Origin of the sequence: Actinomadura sp. (assembly GCF_044508335.1) — a bacterium.
Classification (GTDB): domain Bacteria; phylum Actinomycetota; class Actinomycetes; order Streptosporangiales; family Streptosporangiaceae; genus Spirillospora.
On sequence record NZ_JBIQHY010000147.1, the window covers coordinates 1 to 16,544 of the forward strand.

Below are 16,544 nucleotides of genomic sequence, written 5' to 3' on the forward strand. Positions count from 1 at the left end.
TGTGCTCCCCGCGCACGCGGGGATGGTCCCTCGTCCTTGATCGCCTCGATCTGAGCGGGGTCGTGCTCCCCGCGCACGCGGGGATGGTCCATTCGACGAGCAGATGGAGAAGGTCGGCCTGGCGTGCTCCCCGCGCACGCGGGGATGGTCCCAAGTCCACGTACAACAAGGTGCGGGGCCTGTCGTGCTCCCCGCGCACGCGGGGATGGTCCCACGGCCCAGGATGTGACGGTTCCGGCCGGGTGGTGCTCCCCGCGCACGCGGGGATGGTCCCTCCATGGGGGAGTCCTCTCTCTTCGGCGCCCAGTGCTCCCCGCGCACGCGGGGATGGTCCCCCGCCCCGCTCGCCGGGCGTGAACACCCACAGGTGCTCCCCGCGCACGCGGGGATGGTCCCGCCCGGCAGGGCGGCACCTCCTCCAACTGGACGTGCTCCCCGCGCACGCGGGGATGGTCCCACCCAGAGGTGAACGTGCATGTCGTCGGTGAGGTGCTCCCCGCGCACGCGGGGATGGTCCCGTGAAACACCCCCCAAGCCCGATGGGGCTTGGGTGCTCCCCGCGCACGCGGGGATGGTCCCGCCGCGAACCGCTCCGCGATCGTGTTCAGGACGTGCTCCCCGCGCACGCGGGGATGGTCCCAGATCTTTTCCGGCGCCATTAAGGCCGTCGACGTGCTCCCCGCGCACGCGGGGATGGTCCCCGCCGACGGCACCGCTCCGCGCGTTCCATGGTGTGCTCCCCGCGCACGCGGGGATGGTCCCCGTCGGGGTCGTCCTGTTGCGCACGCTGGTCCTGTGCTCCCCGCGCACGCGGGGATGGTCCCGTCACGGGCCTCACCGACCTTTACGCGGTCCGGTGCTCCCCGCGCACGCGGGGATGGTCCCTCGGCGTCACGTCGCGCTGATTGGTGCTTGCGTGCTCCCCGCGCACGCGGGGATGGGCTCGCGGGAGGAGCAGCCTTACGCGCGCAGCGTGGTCTCCGCGCGCAGATGGTTGCTGTCCATGCGGGGCGGCCAAGTGGTCATGCGGGGCGCGTGGTCGTAGGGGTGGCTAGTTGACCAAGGCGGTCGATGACGTGGCGTTGCCTCGTTTGGCGAGTGTGAAGTCCCGTTCTTGAAGCGTGGCGGAGGGCCGGGGACGCGGCGGACGAGAGGAGACACCGCGTCCCCGGTAATGCAGGCTGGTTTCCAGCCGCGTGTCTTCTTCAGCTGGGTGAAGCCAGAGCGTGGGCCTCGTGGTAGCCGACGATGCGTTCGGCGGTCTCTTGGATGTCAAGCAATGGCTGGCGGGTGTAGGCCCGGCCGTCGCGCCACGAGAACGCCTTGGGCTCGACCCATATGTTCAGGGTGTTTGTGGCAAGGATGGAGATGCCGCTGTCGTCGGTGCGACAGGTTGTGGGGACGCCCCGGGCTTTGAGAGCAGCAGATAGCCGGTTGGCTGCGGTTCTGGGGGTGATGGGGGTGCTCCTTTGAGCTGCCTGCGGCCATGCGGTTGGCAGCGTGAGGGTGAACCAGACGCACTTGCCCGGTGCGGCGGTCAGGCGGGAGCGGCTGGGGTGCGTGCCGGTACCGGTAGAGACCGCCGTGACGATGGACAGCCCCTTGCCGTACTCGTCGAGTAGGTCGCCGTTGCGGATGGTCGGCCAGGTGTCGCGGTGAGCGTCGAAGACTGAGACGACCAGTTGCGGGGTGGGGATCGTGCGTGCCCAGAGCCATAGCTCCGGCGGTGCCGTCGAGGCCGCGTGGGTGAGTGCGTTGGTGGCCAGTTCGGAGACGGCGAGTCTGGCGTCTTCGATCGAGTCGGTGGTGAAGCCCAACTGGCACATGGTCACCGCGACGAGGGAGCGCGCGTGGGAGGCGGCGCTCGGGTCGCCCGGAAGTTGGAAGGCGCAGGCGCCGCCGGCCGGGATGTCGGCGGGAGCACCGGTCAGCATCGACCGCTCCTGCTCAGCGCTTTCGGCATGATGTGGCATCGGCGGCACCTACCGCGGCCTCGGGAGGGCCTGCGAGCGGACGAGTACTTTCCACCGGTACACCACGCAAGCCTGATGGAGTCTCGGTCTTCATCGGCGGTGTGCTGCGGCCGGTCATCCCGCGGTGTGCGCAGGTCCAGGGAGTCGAGCTGTCGGCCCAGGTCGGCAGGCGTGTTGCCCTCGACTATTCGGGCGGTGCCGTCCTTGGTACGGATCAGGGCCCAGTAGCTTCCCGTGAACTCGCCGAACCAAATCGTCGAGTGCGGGTACCGGCCACCGAGTTCGGCGACGGTCTCGTCGGGGTCGAGGCTGGACGTCGTCCACAGTGCAGGCGCCGAGGTAGGGGGCACTGAGGTTCGCTGTTGCTCCTGTGCGAGGACGGGGCCGCGCTGCTTAGCAGGTGGCATCGCCGGTACGGGCGAAGGATTCGTACGATCATGCATGGGTTGGACCTCCAGCGTCCGATCAAGGTCTCGGGCCGGTGTGGCAGCACCGGTCCGAGACCGCCCGACCTTCCGGGCAGGTGGCCCCTGCCCTGGAACCCGGCCAACTCCTCGCTGCTCAGCCTTCGAGCGAGCCGCTTGCCGGCTGATCACCTAAGACGCGTCCACGACTACAGACCGGAGTTGGCCGCTCACCATGATGCGCTGAATCCGGTTGACTGTCTATGCACTTGTTCATTTTCTAGTGAGCAACATCGCTGAAGTCTGCACTGGATCTCGAATGTCATGCCAGACTTGGCGACCATGACGTCCGCGCAGAGCCCCACAGTGAGACACCGTCGCCTGGCTCGACAGCTCCGCACGGCCCGCGAGGACTCCGGCCTCTCCATGGAGAGCGCCGCTGCCGCCCTGGGCTGGAGCCGCCCGAAACTCGTTCGCTTCGAGACAGCCAGAACGAGGCCGAAGCCGGCGGATGTGGAGGCGATGCTCGACCTGTACGGCGGAGCTGAGGCGGTCAAGCTCGCGCTCATGCAGCTCGCGAGGGACATCCGCAAGCGGGGCTGGTGGTCGGCTTTCGGCGACGTTCTGACCGGCTCTTTCGCCGAATTGGAGGACGACGCCGCCAGCATCCGCAGCTGGCAGGTCCAGTGCATTCCGGGACTGCTCCAGACCAGCGACTATGCGCTCGCCCTCATCCGGATCGGCAGCCCCGACGACCCAGAGGACGTCCTGCTCCGACGCCTTCAAGCCCGTATGGCCCGCCGCGCCCTTCTGGAGCGGCGGAACGCACCGTCCTACACCGTGGTGCTCGACGAAGCGGCGCTCAGGCGTCCCGTCGGCGGCCCCTGGGTCATGGGCCGGCAGCTCGATGCTCTGATCAACACGGCGCAGAAGCCTCATGTCAGCATCCGCGTGGTACCGGCATCGGCCGGGGAGCACGCTTGCATGGACGGCGCCTTCGTGATCCTCAGTTTCGCCGCCGACCTCGATCCCGATGTCGTCTATTTGGAGGGCATGGGCGGCGAGATTTACGTCGAGGATGTCGGCCAGGTGAGCCGCTGTAAAGTGAGGTTCGACCGCCTTTGCGATCAGGCGCTCTCTGAAGAGGACTCGATGGCGCTGGTCGCCGAGATCGCCAGGGAGTATCAGCAGTCCGATGAATCCCCTCACTGACCTCTCGCAAGTGCAGTGGCGCAAAGCCAGCCGGAGCAGCAGCACAGGGAGCGACTGCGTCGAGGTCGCAGCCGTTGGAGACGTCATCGCCGTCCGCGATTCCAAGCTTCCTGAGGGCACACCGGTCTTCATCGACCGCAGGACGTGGCGGGAGCTGACGCAGCGAGCCGCTAGTGGTGAGTTCGATGCCTGAGCCGGTGAGGGTTCAGCTCGCACGGGCTCGTTGGCGCAAGGCGACAGCTAGCCAGGGCAGCCAGGGTTGCGTTGAGCTGGCCCCGCTCCCGGGTCTGGTCGCCGTCCGCGACTCCAAAGATCCCGAAGGTCCGATGCTGGTGTTCGAGCGTGCTCAGTGGCGTCTTCTGGCCGAGCGGGTCGGCAGGGGCGAACTCGATCTCTGAGGTGCCGGGTCCGTGGCCGGGGCTGGACGGGGCGAAGATCGGGTGCGGGACGCGGAGGGCGGCTACGGTTATCTGACCGACAACTGCACTACGGGATCGGGAGCGCATGGTGGCCGCCGAAGATCGTGAACCGCCGGTCGAGATCCGTCACGACATACCGGCCTCGGCACGGGTGTACGGATGGGCGCTGGGCAGCAAGGACAACTACCAGGTCGATCGCGACTTCGCGCTGAAGACCGCGCCCGCCTTCCCCGAGTCGATCGACATCTGCCGGCAGAACCGGCTCTTCCTGTACCGGGCGGTGCGGTACCTGGCCACCGAGGCCGGGATCCGCCAGTTCCTCGACATGGGGTGCGGGCTGCCCACCGACAACAACGTCCACCAGGTGGCCCAGCGGTTCGCGCCCGACGCCCGCGTCGTCTACGTCGACATCGACCCGATCGTGCTGGCCTACGGCCGCGCGCTGCTCGCCGGGGACGGCTCCACCGCCATCATCCACGCCGACTTCCGCGACCTGGACGCCGTGCTGAACCACTCCGAAGTCGAGCGGCTGATCGACTTCGACGAACCGCTGGCGGTGCTGTTCCTGTCGGTCGGGCACCACCTGACCGACACCGACGACCCGCGCGGCATCGTGCACACCATCGTGGATCGCGTGGCCTCCGGCAGTCACCTGGCCTTCTCCCAGGTCGTCTGCTCCGACCCCGACCGCGCTGCCGAGCTGAACGCGCGCATGAACGGCGCCGGCATCCCCTGGCAGAACCGCACCCGCGAGGAGGTCGGCGCGCTCCTGCTGGACGGGCTGGAACCGGTCGAACCGGGGCTCGTCAACCTGCTGCACTGGCGCCCCGACCCCGACCAGCCGCCCCTGCCGCCCGTCCCCGAGGAGCTCTCCCAGTTCGTCGGCGCCTCCAAGATGGGACGGGACGTCTGCGAATACGGCGGCATCCTGCGCAAGCCCTGATCAGCGTCCCCGGCTCGCCACGTGACGCACCGGTGAGGCGGGTCCTTCAGCCTCCTCGCGGGCGGCGTGCGGCCACTGGAGGGCCTCGGTCCGGCAGCCGCACGCCGGAACGCTTCTCCAAGCCGTCCCTCAAGGCGGCGGGCATGCCGGACGAAAGCACGCCGCGCACCACGTCGCCGGGGCGCGCTCGTCATGCCGCCGAGCAGAGCGAACGTCGCGCATCCGTGGCGGCGGGGCATGTCCCACCGGCGGGACTCGGTGAAGTGGCCGGACGGCACGCAGGGCAGCGATCCCTCCCTGGCGTCGAGGGGTTTCCCGCGGACGACCCGCTAGGGGCCTGGACGATCGCGGTCGCCACGGGATGCGCGGGGCGTCCGGTGACCAGGCCGGATCGCGCCCGTGGCCCTCATGGCGGCGGACCTCCCCGGCACGCGGGGTCGCCCGCACCCTTGGGGCGCTCGCCGCCGGCGACGGCCACACCGCCTGCCTGCGGGAGACGCCCCACGAGTTCCTCGCCTCCCGAGGCAGCTGCCTGGAGACCGCCAAGCGGCTCGCGCTCCACAAGAACAGGGCCGAGGAGATGCGCGGCCGCCCGGTCGGCGGCGGCCGCCTGGAGGCCCCTGCGCTCCCGCGCCGCCCGGCGGCGCGGGAGCGGAGGGCGGGCGCGGACCGGGGTCAGGCGCGGGTCCGCTCGACCATCTCGAATCCCGACTTGCTCATCTGGCAGTCCGGGCAGCACCAGTCATCGGGGATGTCCTCCCAGCGCGTCCCGGGCGGGAAGCCCTCCTCCGGCCATCCCTTCGCCTCGTCGTAGATCCAGCCGCACCCCTGGCACTCCCAGATCTTGAATTCCCGCTCGTCCATGTCGGAGCCCCTTCGTCCGTCTCAGCCGGCGGCGGCGCCGTACCGGGCCAGCAGCTTGCTGCGCTTGGCTGGGTGGATGTTGCAGCGCGTGATGTCACCGTCGTAGTGCTCCAGGAGCCTCCGGTCCATGGTGCGGAACCACCACGCCGGCACTAGCGCCCGCACGATCATGGAGGCGTAGCCCGCCGGCAGCTGCGGGGCCTCCGGGAAGTGCCGCAGCATCTGGTAGCGGCGGCCGGGGTAGGCGTGGTGGTCGGAGTGCCGCTGCAGGTTGTAGAGCAGGACGTTGGAGGCGACGCGGTTGCTGTTCCAGCTGTGCTCGGGGGTGGTGCGCTCGTAGCGCCCGGCGGCCGTCCGCTGCCGCAGCAGCCCGTAGTGCTCCAGGTAGTTGACGACCTCCAGCATCATGAAGCCGAGGACGGCCTGCAGGAGCAGGTAGGGCAGCAGTCCGGGGCCGAAGGCGAACGCCAGGGCGCCGAACAGGGCGGCGGTCGCCAGCCAGCCCTGGATCATCGCGTTGCGCGGGCTCAGGGCGCTCCTGCCCTGCCGGGCCAGCCGCGTCCGCTCCAGCCGCCAGCAGGACCGGAGGCCGCCGAAGACCGTCCGGGGCAGGAACCGGTAGAACGACTCGCCCATGCGGGCGCTGGCCGGGTCCTCGGGAGTGGCCACCCGCACGTGGTGGCCCCGGTTGTGCTCGGCGACGAAGTGGCCGTAGCCGGTCTGGGCGAGGGCGACCTTGGCGAGGAAGACCTCCACCTTCTCCAGGCGGTGCCCCATCTCGTGCGCGGCGGCGATGGCGATGCCGCCGATCGTCCCGATGGTGGTGGCGAACCCGATCCGGTCCACCACGGACATCGATTCGCGCATCAGGACCGCGCAGCCCACGATCAGGGACGCGTACTGGACCGGGATGTAGAGGACGTTGGCCCACATGTAGAACCGGTCCTTCTCCAGCCGCTCCATCGCGCTCTCGGGCGGGTTGGTGGGGTCCTCGCCGAAGAGCCGGTCGAAGAACGGGAAGACGACGAAGATCGCCATCAGCCCGAACCACCAGAACAGCCGCAGCCCCGTCAGGCCGACCAGCCCCCAGGCCGCGAGCGGCAGCGCCGGGACCAGCAGCCCGAGCAGCCACAGGAAGCGTTTGGGATCTCTCCAGGTGTCCGCGGCGCTCACCGAGCCGCTCGCATCGACGCCGACGGTAGCCATCAGGCCATCACCCGCCTTACATATTTTGGAAAGTTGTCCAGAAGTTAGACAGGTAGCCCAATAACTGTCAATGATGATGTACCTCACATGGCGGGCCCGGGGGCCGATCCGCTCCGCAGGCCGTTCCCCGCCGGCCGTCTAGGATGACGGTGAGATGACGCCTTACAGACAGTCCGTCCGCTCACTGCTCCGCGAGCGCCTGCTCGACGCCGCCTACGACCTGGTCGCCGCGGACGGATGGGCGAAGATGCGGATGACCCGCCTGGCCAACGCCGCGGGGGTGAGCAGGCAGACGGTCTACACCGAGTTCGGCTCCCGGGACGCGATCGGCGAGGCGCTGGTGCTGCGCGAGGAGGAGCGCTTCCTCAACGGCCTCAGAGAGGAGCTGGACGCCGACATCGGCGACCTGCGCGCGGCCGTCGCCGCCGGAGCCCGCTTCATGCTCCGCCAGGCGGCCGAGAACCACCTGATCAAGACCATCCTGACCAGCACCCACAACGGCAACGAGGAACTGCTGGCACTCCTCACGACCCGCTCCGACCGCCTGGTGCGCACCGCCGAGATGTGGCTCGACGCCTACGTGGCCGAGACCTGGCCGATGATCGACCCCGCGTCCAGGAGCCTCGCCATCGAGACCGCCGTCAGGCTCACCATCAGCCACATCGTCCAGCCCGTGGCCTCCGCCGAGGAGACAGCCGAGCGGGTGGGCGAGATCGTCGTGCGCGTGGCGTTCCCCTCGCGCTGACTCGGCGTCCCCCTACGTGGACGCGCCGGTGAAGGCTTCGATGAGCGTCCAGACGGCCAAGCCCGCCATGCAGAGGCCGCCGATGCGCTGCACGATCTTCAGCGGGACCCGCTTGGCGATGAAGCGGCCCGCCAGCAGCGCCAGGGCCGACACCGACATCAGGGCGGCGGCCGAGCCGATCGCCGTGGGCAGCCATCCGCCGGTGGCGGCCAGGTTGGCGGTGGTGATCTGGGTCAGGTCGCCCCACTCGCTGATGAAGACGGCCGTGAAAGCGGTCGTGTAGGACGGCCAGAAGCGGGTGATCGCCCGTCCCGCCAGGTCCTCTTCGTCGTCGTCCCCGCCGCCGCGCATCAGCATGACGGCGCCGAAGGCGAACAGCGCCGCCGACACCAGCTTGACGGCCGTGCCCGGCAGGAGGCTGAGCAGGCTGCCCGCGCCGACCGCGATCGCGACGTGCACGATGAACGCCGTGGACGTCCCGAACCACACGTACAGCGGGCGCATCCGCGTGCCCATCGCCAGCGAGGCGAACATCGTCTTGTCGGGCAGTTCGGCGAGGAAGATCAACCCGAAGGCGGTGAGGATCGCCAGGGGATCCAGAGTCATAGGGCGGAGCCTTCTGCTGGGGCCGGGCCGCGTGCTTCGCTCGGCGCCCTCGGCGGGCGACGGGAGGACCACTCGGCCCGGCACGACGGGAAGCCCGCACGGTTGTGCAGGCCGGGTCATGCCGGCCGAAGGTCTCGTCCGCCCACCGGACCGGCGGGCCCGATGGCCGGGACGCCATGGGACGTCCAGCGTGTCGACCAGCGGTGTTACAGGACTACTCCCCTTCGCCGGCCACCGAGTGTAGCCGACGCCCGGCAGGGCGGCCGGTCCCGATCGTCCTCCTGCGCCGCGGCGGGCAGCGTCAGCCCGCTGACAAGCCGTGCCGCGCGTGCGATCATGAAGGGCGTCCCGGGCCTCCCCCCGCAAAGGTGGCGTAATGAGCACCGACGGCGCTTCTCCCCCGCCCTACGACACGAGCACGCCTTCGCCCGCGCGGATGTACGACTACTTCCTCGGCGGCAAGGACAACTACGCCGTGGACCGGGAGGCCGCCGAGCAGGTCAAGGCCGCCGTCGGCGAGATGCTGTGCCACGCCACCGTCTGGGAGAACCGCCGCTTCCTGCAGCGCGTCGTCCACTACCTGGCCGAGGCGGGGATCGACCAGTTCATCGACCTCGGCACGGGGCTGCCCACCCAGGGCAACGTGCACGAGGTCGCCCAGGAGGTCATCCCCGAGGCGCACGTCGTCTACGTCGACAACGATCCCATCGTGCTCGCGCACGGGCGGGCGCTGCTGGCCACGAACGCCACCACGACCGTCATCACCGCCGACGCCCGGGAGCCCGACACGATCCTGGACCACCCGGACCTGAAGGCCCTCATCGACTTCTCCCGCCCCGTGGCCGTCCTGTCGATCGCGCTGTTCCACTTCATCACCGACGAGCACGATCCGGCCGGCATCGTGGCGGCCTTCCGGAAGCGGATGGCCCCCGGCTCCTACCTCGCCCTGTCGCACCTGACGACGGACGGCACGCCCGCGGAGGAGCTGGCCCGGGTGGAAGAGGTGTACCGGAGGGCGACCAGCCCCATCGTGTTCCGCCCGCCGGAGCGGATCGCGGAGTACTTCGCGGGCTTCGACCTGGTCGAGCCGGGGCTCACCCGCCCCTGGAAGTGGCGCCCCGGGTACGGCCCGGCCGGGCCGCAGACCGACTCCCTGTACGCCGGGCTGGGCCGCCTGCCCGCCGCCTGACGGTCCACCGCACCGCCGCGCACCGCCTGATGGCGCTTTTTGCCATGCCATAGGGGGCAGATTCGAGAAGGTTCGCTCATAATATTGCAACTTCAATCTGAAATGCTCATGCTGGGGCGGCGAAGGCCATCGACGGCTTCGAACGGATTGGAGTTGTCCGTTGCGTGTGCGTCGCCACCCACCCTCCAACCCCCCACCCAGAGGACGAGCCTCGCTCGGCACCGCCCTGCTGGCCGCGCTCGCCACCGTCGCCGCGGGCGCGGTCGCGCCGCCGCCCGCCGCGGCGGACGCGTGGCAGCCCAAGACGCCCCCGCTCACCACCCCCTGGACCCACGAGGTGGGTCCCGGCAACGCCCTTCCCGACTATCCGCGCCCCCAGCTCACCCGGAGCAGATGGCGGAACCTCAACGGCCTGTGGCAGTTCGCGGACGCCGCCCCGGGCGAGCAGCCGCCCGTGGGCAGGGACCTGGACGAGCGGATCCTCGTCCCCTACCCGGTGGAGTCCGCGCTCTCCGGCGGCGGCGAGCAGCCGCCGGGCACGCCGGGGCTGGACGGGGTGAGCTTCTACCCGTTCGACGAGGGCTCCGGGACCACGACCGCCGACGCGGTGGGCGTGCGCGTGTTCGACCGCGCCCTGTCGGCGGCCGAGGCGGCGAAGCTCGCCGAGTCCGGCGAGTAGCCGCACACGAGGAACACACACGAGCAGGGGAGGCGAGGGCTCGGGGCCTCGCCTCCCCTTCTCGTCCCCAGGGGGCTCAGCCGGCGGCGCGCAGGCGGCGGGCGGCCTCCTCCGGCAGGACGTCGTTGATGAACGCGCCCGCGCCCGTCTCGCTCGCCGCGAGGTACTTGAGCTTCCCCTCCGCGCGGCGCGGCGTGAAGACCCGGATGGACAGGTGCGCCAGGTCGGCGTCCCCGCCGGCCGGGGCCTGCTGAAGGTGGGCGATGTAGGGGGCGGGCGCGTCGAAGAGCCGGTCGAAGCGGCGCAGGACGTCCCGGTAGAGCACCATCAGCTCGAACCGCTCGCCGGCGTCCAGCTCGGGCAGCCCGGTGACATGCCGGTACGGGTAGACGTGCACCTCGTACGGCCAGCGCGCCGCCTCCGGGACGAACGCGACGAAGCGGTCCGAGCGGGCGACGACCCGTTCGGCGGCCCGCTCGGCGGCCACGATGGCGCAGAAGAGGCAGGAGCCCCGCTCCGCGCGGTGCAGGCGCGCCATGTCCAGCGCCCGCGCCGCGCTCGCCGGGACGAACGGGTAGGCGTAGATCTGGCCGTGCGGGTGGTGCAGCGTCGTCCCGATCTCCACGCCGCGGTTCTCGAAGACGAACACGTACTCGGTGCCGGGGAGGCGGCCCAGCTCGGCGGTCCGGTCCGTCCAGGCGCGGGCGACCGTCTCCAGCCGCCGGTCGGGCAGCTCGGCGAACGACGAGTCGTGGTCGCTGGTGAAGCAGACCACCTCGCACCTGCCGCCGGCGGGCGGGCCGCCGAGGGACGGGAACCGGTTCTCGAACGTGACGACGTGGTAGTCGGCGGCCGGGATCTCGCTGCGCCGCCCGCCCGCCGACGGGCAGAGCGGGCAGTCGCTCTGCGCCGGCAGGTGCGTGCGGTCCTGGCGGTGCGCCGCCAGGACGACCCACTCCCCCGTCAGCGGGTCGAGCCGCAGCTCCGACCGGGGCTTGTGCGCGGGCAGGACGCGCAGGTCGGGCGCGGACCGGTCGTGGCCGGGCCCGTCGTCGAAGTAGATGAGTTCGCGCGCGTCGGCCAGCCGGACCGACGTGCGGAGATCGGTGTCCAGGACGTCGTCTCCGGTCTGGGATTCGGTCATGTGAGCCGCTGCACCCGGCTCAGGCAGCGCCGCACGACGACCGCCACGGCCGGGATCGCGGCCCGGCGCGTGCGCCTCCCCGGCGCGCAGGCCGAACGAGACGCCGTCGGGCGCCGCCGCTCCGGGGAACCGCTTCACGACGCCGGCGTCCTCGGTGAGCGAAGGCTCCGGCGAGGCGGTCACGGACGGTGACACGGTCTCGGACGGTGACACGGTCTCGGGCGGTGGCACGGGCTGCTCCGGGCGGGATCTCCGATGGGCGGCGGGCGGCCCCGGGGTATTGGGTCTGCGCGCCCGCCGCCCGGTCCGGAGGGAGGCGGTCAGTCGGCGGTCGGTGGGCGTACGGCCAGTACGGGTCCGGGCGGCTCGACCATGATCGAGGCCCTTTCGCGAACCAGGCCGGTACCGCCATTGAGCCACTTTCGCTCAGAATCTGTCAATATCACTCAGGTAACGCCAGAACCCGTTCTCGCGAGGTCCGTTCACCGGAGCCGCGCTGACCAGGGCAGGCGTCCGCCGGACGGATTTGATCGATCTTGCGCCGATCGTGACGGGTGCGCGCACGTCTCAAGGACACGCGGCGCGGGATGCGGCCTAGCCCTCCGCGGGGACGGAGGCGACCCAGACGTCGACCCCCGCGTTCTCGATCTCCTCGAGCTCCGCCTTGGGCGCCTGGTGGTCGGTCACCAGGAAGGCGATCTCGTCGGCGGGGACGGTCTGGAACATGGTGTCCACGCCCACCTTCGTGTGGTCGACCAGCGCGACCACCTCCTGGGCGGCGTGCGCGAGGGCGCGGTCGACGCCCGCGACCAGCATGTTCGGCGTGGACAGGCCGCGTTCGGCGGTGAGCCCGTTGCCCGAGATGAACGCCCGGCGGACCCGCAGGCTGGCGAGCGTCTGCTCGGCGGCGCCGCCGACCAGGGCGTGGATGGCGCCCCGCAGCGAGCCGCCCGTCATCACGACCTCGACGCCGCGCGACTCGCCGAGCACCTGCGCGACGAGCAGCGAGTTGGTGACCACGGTGAGCGAGTCGAAGCCGAGCAGCTCGCGGGCGAACTCCCGGGTGGTCGTGCCCGCGCCGACCACGATCGCGTCGCCCTCCTCGACGAGCTCGGCGGCGAGCCGCGCGATCGCCGCCTTCTCCGCCGCGGCGACCTTGGCCTTCTGCTGGTAGGTGGGCTCGCGGGACAGCCCGCCGGGCGCCACCGCGCCGCCGTGCCGCCGGTCGAGCAGCCCCTCGGCCTCCAGCGCCCGGATGTCGCGGCGCACGGTCGCCTCGGACGCCTCCAGCGTGGCCGCGAGCTCCCGCATGGAGACCGCGCCGTTCGCGCGGACCATCTCCAGCAGCCGCTGCCGCCGCTCGGCCGCGAACCCCGGACGACGTGCCATGGGGCTCCCTCCGGAACGATCCGACGATGACGGCAGGCACGGTCGATGATGCCAGATCCGCCCGCCGGTCACCCGCCGCGCGCCGGTCCCGACCGGGGTGAACGCGACCACCACCGCGATGCATGCTGCGTAAAATGGGCCGCTTCCATGCCGTTCTGGTGATGACCGACGAGCGGAGACGTGGTGCCCTTCCGACGGCTCGCCGCGATCGCCGCGGCGCTGCTCGCGCTCGCCGTCCTCGCGGGCTGCGGGGGCGGCGGCGCGCCTCCCCCGCAGCGGGCCCGCATGGAGCTCACCGTGCGCGACGACGGCGGCGCCGAGATCGACCTGTACGCGGCGGGACGGCTCTCGTCGGACGCCGAGGCCGAGGCCCTGGCCGGGCGCATCGCCCGGGAATTGTTCCCCTCTGCCAAAAAGGTCCGTGTTAGCACCAGAAAAGCGCGCGGCATTCCCTTTGCCCGTGCGGAAATCCGTCCCGCCTACCGGACGGGCCGGCGGCCGGTGGCGCGGATCGACGCGTCCGGCGCGCTGCGGCGGCTCACCGCGGAGGGCTTCGAGGACACCGCGCTGAGGCTGCGCCTCCCGCCGGTGCCGGCCACGGTGCGGACGGCGGGCGGGGAGCCCGCGGAGCGGCGCTCCTGGCGGCTGCGCGAGGGCTCCACGGCGCCCGTCCTGGCGATCGAGATGAGGCCGCGGCCCGCCCGGTGGTGCGCGGCGATGGCGCTGCCCGCGCTCGGCGCGCTCGGCGTCGCGCTCGGCTTCTTCGTGCGGCGCCGCGCCCTCGCACTGCCGGCGGCCGGGCTCGCCGTCGTCACCGCCGTCCTCGCGGTCGCCCTCGCGGCGGGGCGGCAGGGCGCCAACCTCGGCGTCGCGGGCCTGCTCCGCGGGACGCCGCTGGAGGTGGCGTCGGTCGCGCCGCTGACCGCCGTCCCGCTCGGCCTGCCCGCCGCGATGCTGCTCGCGGCCGTGCTCGTCCGGCGGGCGGCCGGGCCGCGGACCGGCGGCACGCCCGAGGCGCGGCCCCGGGACACCGGCGTGTTCTGGTGAGGGCGTTGTCGGGGGGACGCCCGCGCGAACCGAGGGTCGATAGATCGTAAACTGAGGGTCATGTCCGGCGACCGCCCCTCATGCACCTGCGTGATCTGCCGTGACTACGGTGATCGCGACCGCCTGGACAACTTCCAGCTCCGCACCATCGTGCACGTCACCCAGTACGGGTGGAGCGTCGTCCTCGTGCAGCCGGACGCCGACGGGCCGGGCTGGGCGTACACGATCGGCCTGTGGCACAGCCACCGGGCGCCCGAGCTGGCGATGTTCGGCGGCGACGTGTACGAGACCGAGGAGGTCCTCAACGCGCTCGGCCGGCAGGCCGCCGAGGGCAACGCCCCGGCGGGCGGCGAGCGCCGCGACGGCGTGGTGCGGGGGCAGCAGGCCGCGTTCCGCGACGTCGACCCGCACTGGTACGACGGCCTCTTCCCGGGCGCCGTCGCCTTCTACCGGCGTCCCCCGCTGCCGATCCTCCAGGTCGTCTGGCCCAACCGGCACGGCCTGTTCCCGTGGCAGCCGGGCACCGACCTGCCGTTCCGGCACACCCAGCCGTGGCTGTGGCTCGACCCGAAGCAGCACCCGATCGGCGTCTGGACCCGGCGGCTCTGAGAACAGCCCCGCCCGGGCTGCGGGGCATACGATCGGACGGTGTACGGGCCCATCGCGGACACCATCCGCACCCAGCGCCTCGTCCTGGAGCCGCTGGCCGTCCACCACGCGGACGAGATGGCGCCCGTCCTGGACGACCCGCGGCTGCACCGCTACATCGGCGGCGAGCCCCTCACCCGCGACGAGCTGCGCGCCCGCTACGCGCACCTGGTCGCGGGTGCCGCGCCGTTCCACCAGGAATGGTGGCTGAACTGGATCGTCCGCCGCGCCCGCGACGGGCAGGCCGTCGGCTACGTCCAGGCGACGGTGGCGCCCGCGGCGCCCGGCTTCACCGTGGCTCCCCCGTCCGCCGGGTCGACGGTCACTGCGGGGCGGCCGCGGCTCATCGCGTCCGTCGCGTGGGTCATCGGCATGCCCTACCAGGGGTTCGGCTTCGCCACCGAGGCCGCCGGCGCCCTGCTGGGCTGGCTCCGCGCGCACGGCGTCGGCGCGGTCGTCGCGACGATCCACCCGGACAACCGCGCGTCCGCCGCCGTCGCGTCCAAGATCGGCCTGCGCGCCACCGGCGAGACCAGCGACGACGAGATCGTCTGGCGGCTGCCGCCGGCTGTAGCGCCTCCGTGACACTCTGGTGGCGGGCCGCCGCGCGGAGGCCCCGCAGGTAGGCGACAATCGACGAGCCAGGGTGAATTCGGCCGGGAGGGGAGAGCATGCGGGAGGTGTGGCCCGGGGACCCCTATCCGCTGGGCGCCACGTGGGACGGCACCGGCACGAACTTCGCGCTGTTCTCGGAGGTGGCGCGGCGGGTCGAGCTGTGCCTGTTCGACGCCGCCGGGAACGAGACCCGGCGGGACCTGCCGGAGGTCGACGGGTTCGTCTGGCACGGCTACCTGCCCGGCGTCGGCCCCGGCCAGCGCTACGGCTACCGGGTGCACGGGCCGTTCAGCCCGCGCGACGGGCACCGCTGCAACCCGTCCAAGCTGCTCCTCGACCCGTACGGGAAGGCCGTGGAGGGCGACGTCCGCTGGCACGAGTCGCTGTTCTCCTACCGGTTCGACGACCCCGACGCGCTGAACGAGGACGACAGCGCCCCCTACATGCCGAAGAACGTCGTCATCAACCCGTTCTTCGACTGGGCGGACGACCGGCCGCCCCGCGTCCCCTACCACGAGAGCGTCATCTACGAGGCGCACGTGAAGGGGCTGACGAAGCTGCACCCGGGCATCCCGGAGGAGCAGCGCGGCACCTACGCGGGCCTCGCGCACCCCGTGATGATCGACCACCTGCTCGACCTCGGCGTGACCGCCGTGGAGCTGATGCCGGTGCACCAGTCGGTCCCCGAGCACGCGCTGGTGGCGCGGGGCCTGGACAACTACTGGGGCTACAACACCATCGGGTTCTTCGCGCCGCACAACTCCTACAGCTCGTCCGGGCAGTACGGGGAGCAGGTGCTGGAGTTCAAGGCGATGGTCCGCGCGCTGCACGAGGCGGGCATCGAGGTCATCCTGGACGTCGTCTACAACCACACCGCCGAGGGCGACCACCTGGGGCCGACCCTGTCGTTCCGGGGCATCGACAACTGCTCGTACTACCGGCTGCGGGACGACGACAAGCGCTACCACCTCGACTACACCGGCTGCGGCAACTCGCTGAACGTCCGCAACCCGCACGCGCTGCAGCTCATCATGGACTCGCTGCGCTACTGGATCCTGGAGATGCACGTCGACGGGTTCCGGTTCGACCTCGCCTCCGCGCTCGCCCGCGAGCTGCACGACGTCGACCGGCTCGCCGCGTTCTTCGACCTCGTCCAGCAGGACCCGGTGGTCTCCCAGGTGAAGCTGATCGCCGAGCCGTGGGACGTCGGGGAGGGCGGCTACCAGGTCGGCAACTTCCCGCCGCTGTGGACCGAGTGGAACGGCAAGTACCGCGACACCGTCCGCGACTTCTGGCGCGGCTCCTACGCGACCATGCCGGAGTTCGCGTCCCGCCTCACCGGGTCGTCCGACCTATACGAGCACAGCGCGCGGCGGCCGTTCGCGTCCATCAACTTCGTCACGTGCCACGACGGGTTCACCCTCACCGACCTCGTCTCCTACGACCACAAGCACAACGAGG

The 16,544-nt window shown here is 71.4% G+C and carries 17 protein-coding genes and 1 CRISPR repeat array; of the genes, 11 read left to right on the plus strand and 6 right to left on the minus strand.

The window, feature by feature from the left end:
• Window position 1 precedes the first annotated feature (1 nt).
• Window positions 2–945: direct repeats of the CRISPR family, unit length 29 nt; unit sequence GTGCTCCCCGCGCACGCGGGGATGGTCCC.
• Window positions 946–1,205: 260 nt separating this feature from the next.
• Window positions 1,206–1,934, minus strand: coding sequence for an ATP-binding protein (locus ACIWVC_RS31075; protein ID WP_396454925.1), 729 nt, complete (start codon window positions 1,932–1,934; stop codon window positions 1,206–1,208).
• A gap of 785 nt (window positions 1,935–2,719) precedes the next feature.
• On the opposite strand from ACIWVC_RS31075, the gene ACIWVC_RS31080 reads away from it, so the two are divergent.
• From ACIWVC_RS31080 to ACIWVC_RS31095, 4 genes are all read left to right on the plus strand, one after another.
• Entirely contained in the window at window positions 2,720–3,589 is an 870-nt protein-coding gene (locus ACIWVC_RS31080) for a helix-turn-helix domain-containing protein (protein WP_396445450.1), read from the plus strand.
• On the plus strand, window positions 3,573–3,782 hold the full coding sequence (locus tag ACIWVC_RS31085; protein WP_396445449.1) for a DUF397 domain-containing protein: 210 nt from the start codon (window positions 3,573–3,575) through the stop codon (window positions 3,780–3,782). Before ACIWVC_RS31080 ends, ACIWVC_RS31085 begins: the two co-directional genes overlap by 17 nt.
• Entirely contained in the window at window positions 3,775–3,987 is a 213-nt protein-coding gene (locus tag ACIWVC_RS31090; RefSeq protein WP_396445448.1) for a DUF397 domain-containing protein, read from the plus strand. The genes ACIWVC_RS31085 and ACIWVC_RS31090 overlap by 8 nt, the downstream gene beginning before the upstream one ends.
• Window positions 3,988–4,093: 106 nt before the next feature.
• On the plus strand, window positions 4,094–4,951 hold the full coding sequence (locus ACIWVC_RS31095) for an SAM-dependent methyltransferase (RefSeq protein ID WP_396454926.1): 858 nt from the start codon (window positions 4,094–4,096) through the stop codon (window positions 4,949–4,951).
• 675 nt (window positions 4,952–5,626) lie between these two features.
• Here ACIWVC_RS31095 and ACIWVC_RS31100 read toward each other — a convergent pair.
• Both ACIWVC_RS31100 and ACIWVC_RS31105 read right to left on the minus strand, forming a co-directional pair.
• A complete protein-coding gene (locus tag ACIWVC_RS31100) occupies window positions 5,627–5,815 on the minus strand; it encodes a rubredoxin (RefSeq protein ID WP_396445446.1) in 189 nt (62 codons plus the stop codon).
• A 21-nt stretch (window positions 5,816–5,836) separates the two neighbouring features.
• Complete coding sequence (locus ACIWVC_RS31105) at window positions 5,837–7,021, minus strand: alkane 1-monooxygenase (RefSeq protein WP_396445445.1); 1,185 nt, start codon at window positions 7,019–7,021, stop codon at window positions 5,837–5,839.
• A 154-nt stretch (window positions 7,022–7,175) separates the two neighbouring features.
• Between ACIWVC_RS31105 and ACIWVC_RS31110 the strand changes: the two genes are divergently transcribed.
• The gene (locus ACIWVC_RS31110; RefSeq protein ID WP_396445444.1) at window positions 7,176–7,766 is read left to right on the plus strand and encodes a TetR family transcriptional regulator; all 591 of its coding nucleotides are present in this window, start codon (window positions 7,176–7,178) and stop codon (window positions 7,764–7,766) included.
• A gap of 12 nt (window positions 7,767–7,778) precedes the next feature.
• Here ACIWVC_RS31110 and ACIWVC_RS31115 read toward each other — a convergent pair whose 3' ends face one another.
• Window positions 7,779–8,372 carry a TMEM165/GDT1 family protein gene (locus tag ACIWVC_RS31115; protein ID WP_396445443.1) on the minus strand — a complete coding sequence of 198 codons (594 nt, stop codon included), beginning with the start codon at window positions 8,370–8,372 and terminating at the stop codon, window positions 7,779–7,781.
• A 376-nt stretch (window positions 8,373–8,748) separates the two neighbouring features.
• On the opposite strand from ACIWVC_RS31115, the gene ACIWVC_RS31120 reads away from it, so the two are divergent.
• A complete protein-coding gene (locus ACIWVC_RS31120) occupies window positions 8,749–9,561 on the plus strand; it encodes an SAM-dependent methyltransferase (protein WP_396445442.1) in 813 nt (270 codons plus the stop codon).
• A 160-nt stretch (window positions 9,562–9,721) separates the two neighbouring features.
• Window positions 9,722–10,240: a hypothetical protein gene (locus ACIWVC_RS31125; protein WP_396445441.1), complete on the plus strand. Its 519-nt coding sequence runs from the start codon at window positions 9,722–9,724 to the stop codon at window positions 10,238–10,240.
• A gap of 76 nt (window positions 10,241–10,316) precedes the next feature.
• Here ACIWVC_RS31125 and galT read toward each other — a convergent pair whose 3' ends face one another.
• Both galT and ACIWVC_RS31135 read right to left on the minus strand, forming a co-directional pair.
• The gene (gene galT, locus ACIWVC_RS31130) at window positions 10,317–11,384 is read right to left on the minus strand and encodes a galactose-1-phosphate uridylyltransferase (protein ID WP_396445440.1); all 1,068 of its coding nucleotides are present in this window, start codon (window positions 11,382–11,384) and stop codon (window positions 10,317–10,319) included.
• 594 nt (window positions 11,385–11,978) lie between these two features.
• The gene (locus ACIWVC_RS31135) at window positions 11,979–12,773 is read right to left on the minus strand and encodes a DeoR/GlpR family DNA-binding transcription regulator (protein WP_396445439.1); all 795 of its coding nucleotides are present in this window, start codon (window positions 12,771–12,773) and stop codon (window positions 11,979–11,981) included.
• A 183-nt stretch (window positions 12,774–12,956) separates the two neighbouring features.
• On the opposite strand from ACIWVC_RS31135, the gene ACIWVC_RS31140 reads away from it, so the two are divergent.
• From ACIWVC_RS31140 to glgX, 4 genes are all read left to right on the plus strand, one after another.
• On the plus strand, window positions 12,957–13,820 hold the full coding sequence (locus ACIWVC_RS31140; protein WP_396445438.1) for a hypothetical protein: 864 nt from the start codon (window positions 12,957–12,959) through the stop codon (window positions 13,818–13,820).
• Window positions 13,821–13,880: 60 nt separating this feature from the next.
• Window positions 13,881–14,429, plus strand: coding sequence for a DUF4262 domain-containing protein (locus ACIWVC_RS31145; protein WP_396445437.1), 549 nt, complete (start codon window positions 13,881–13,883; stop codon window positions 14,427–14,429).
• A gap of 39 nt (window positions 14,430–14,468) precedes the next feature.
• The gene (locus tag ACIWVC_RS31150; protein WP_396445436.1) at window positions 14,469–15,053 is read left to right on the plus strand and encodes a GNAT family N-acetyltransferase; all 585 of its coding nucleotides are present in this window, start codon (window positions 14,469–14,471) and stop codon (window positions 15,051–15,053) included.
• 86 nt (window positions 15,054–15,139) lie between these two features.
• On the plus strand, window positions 15,140–16,544 hold a 1,405-nt coding region (glgX, locus tag ACIWVC_RS31155; RefSeq protein WP_396454927.1), incomplete at its 3' end, for a glycogen debranching protein GlgX.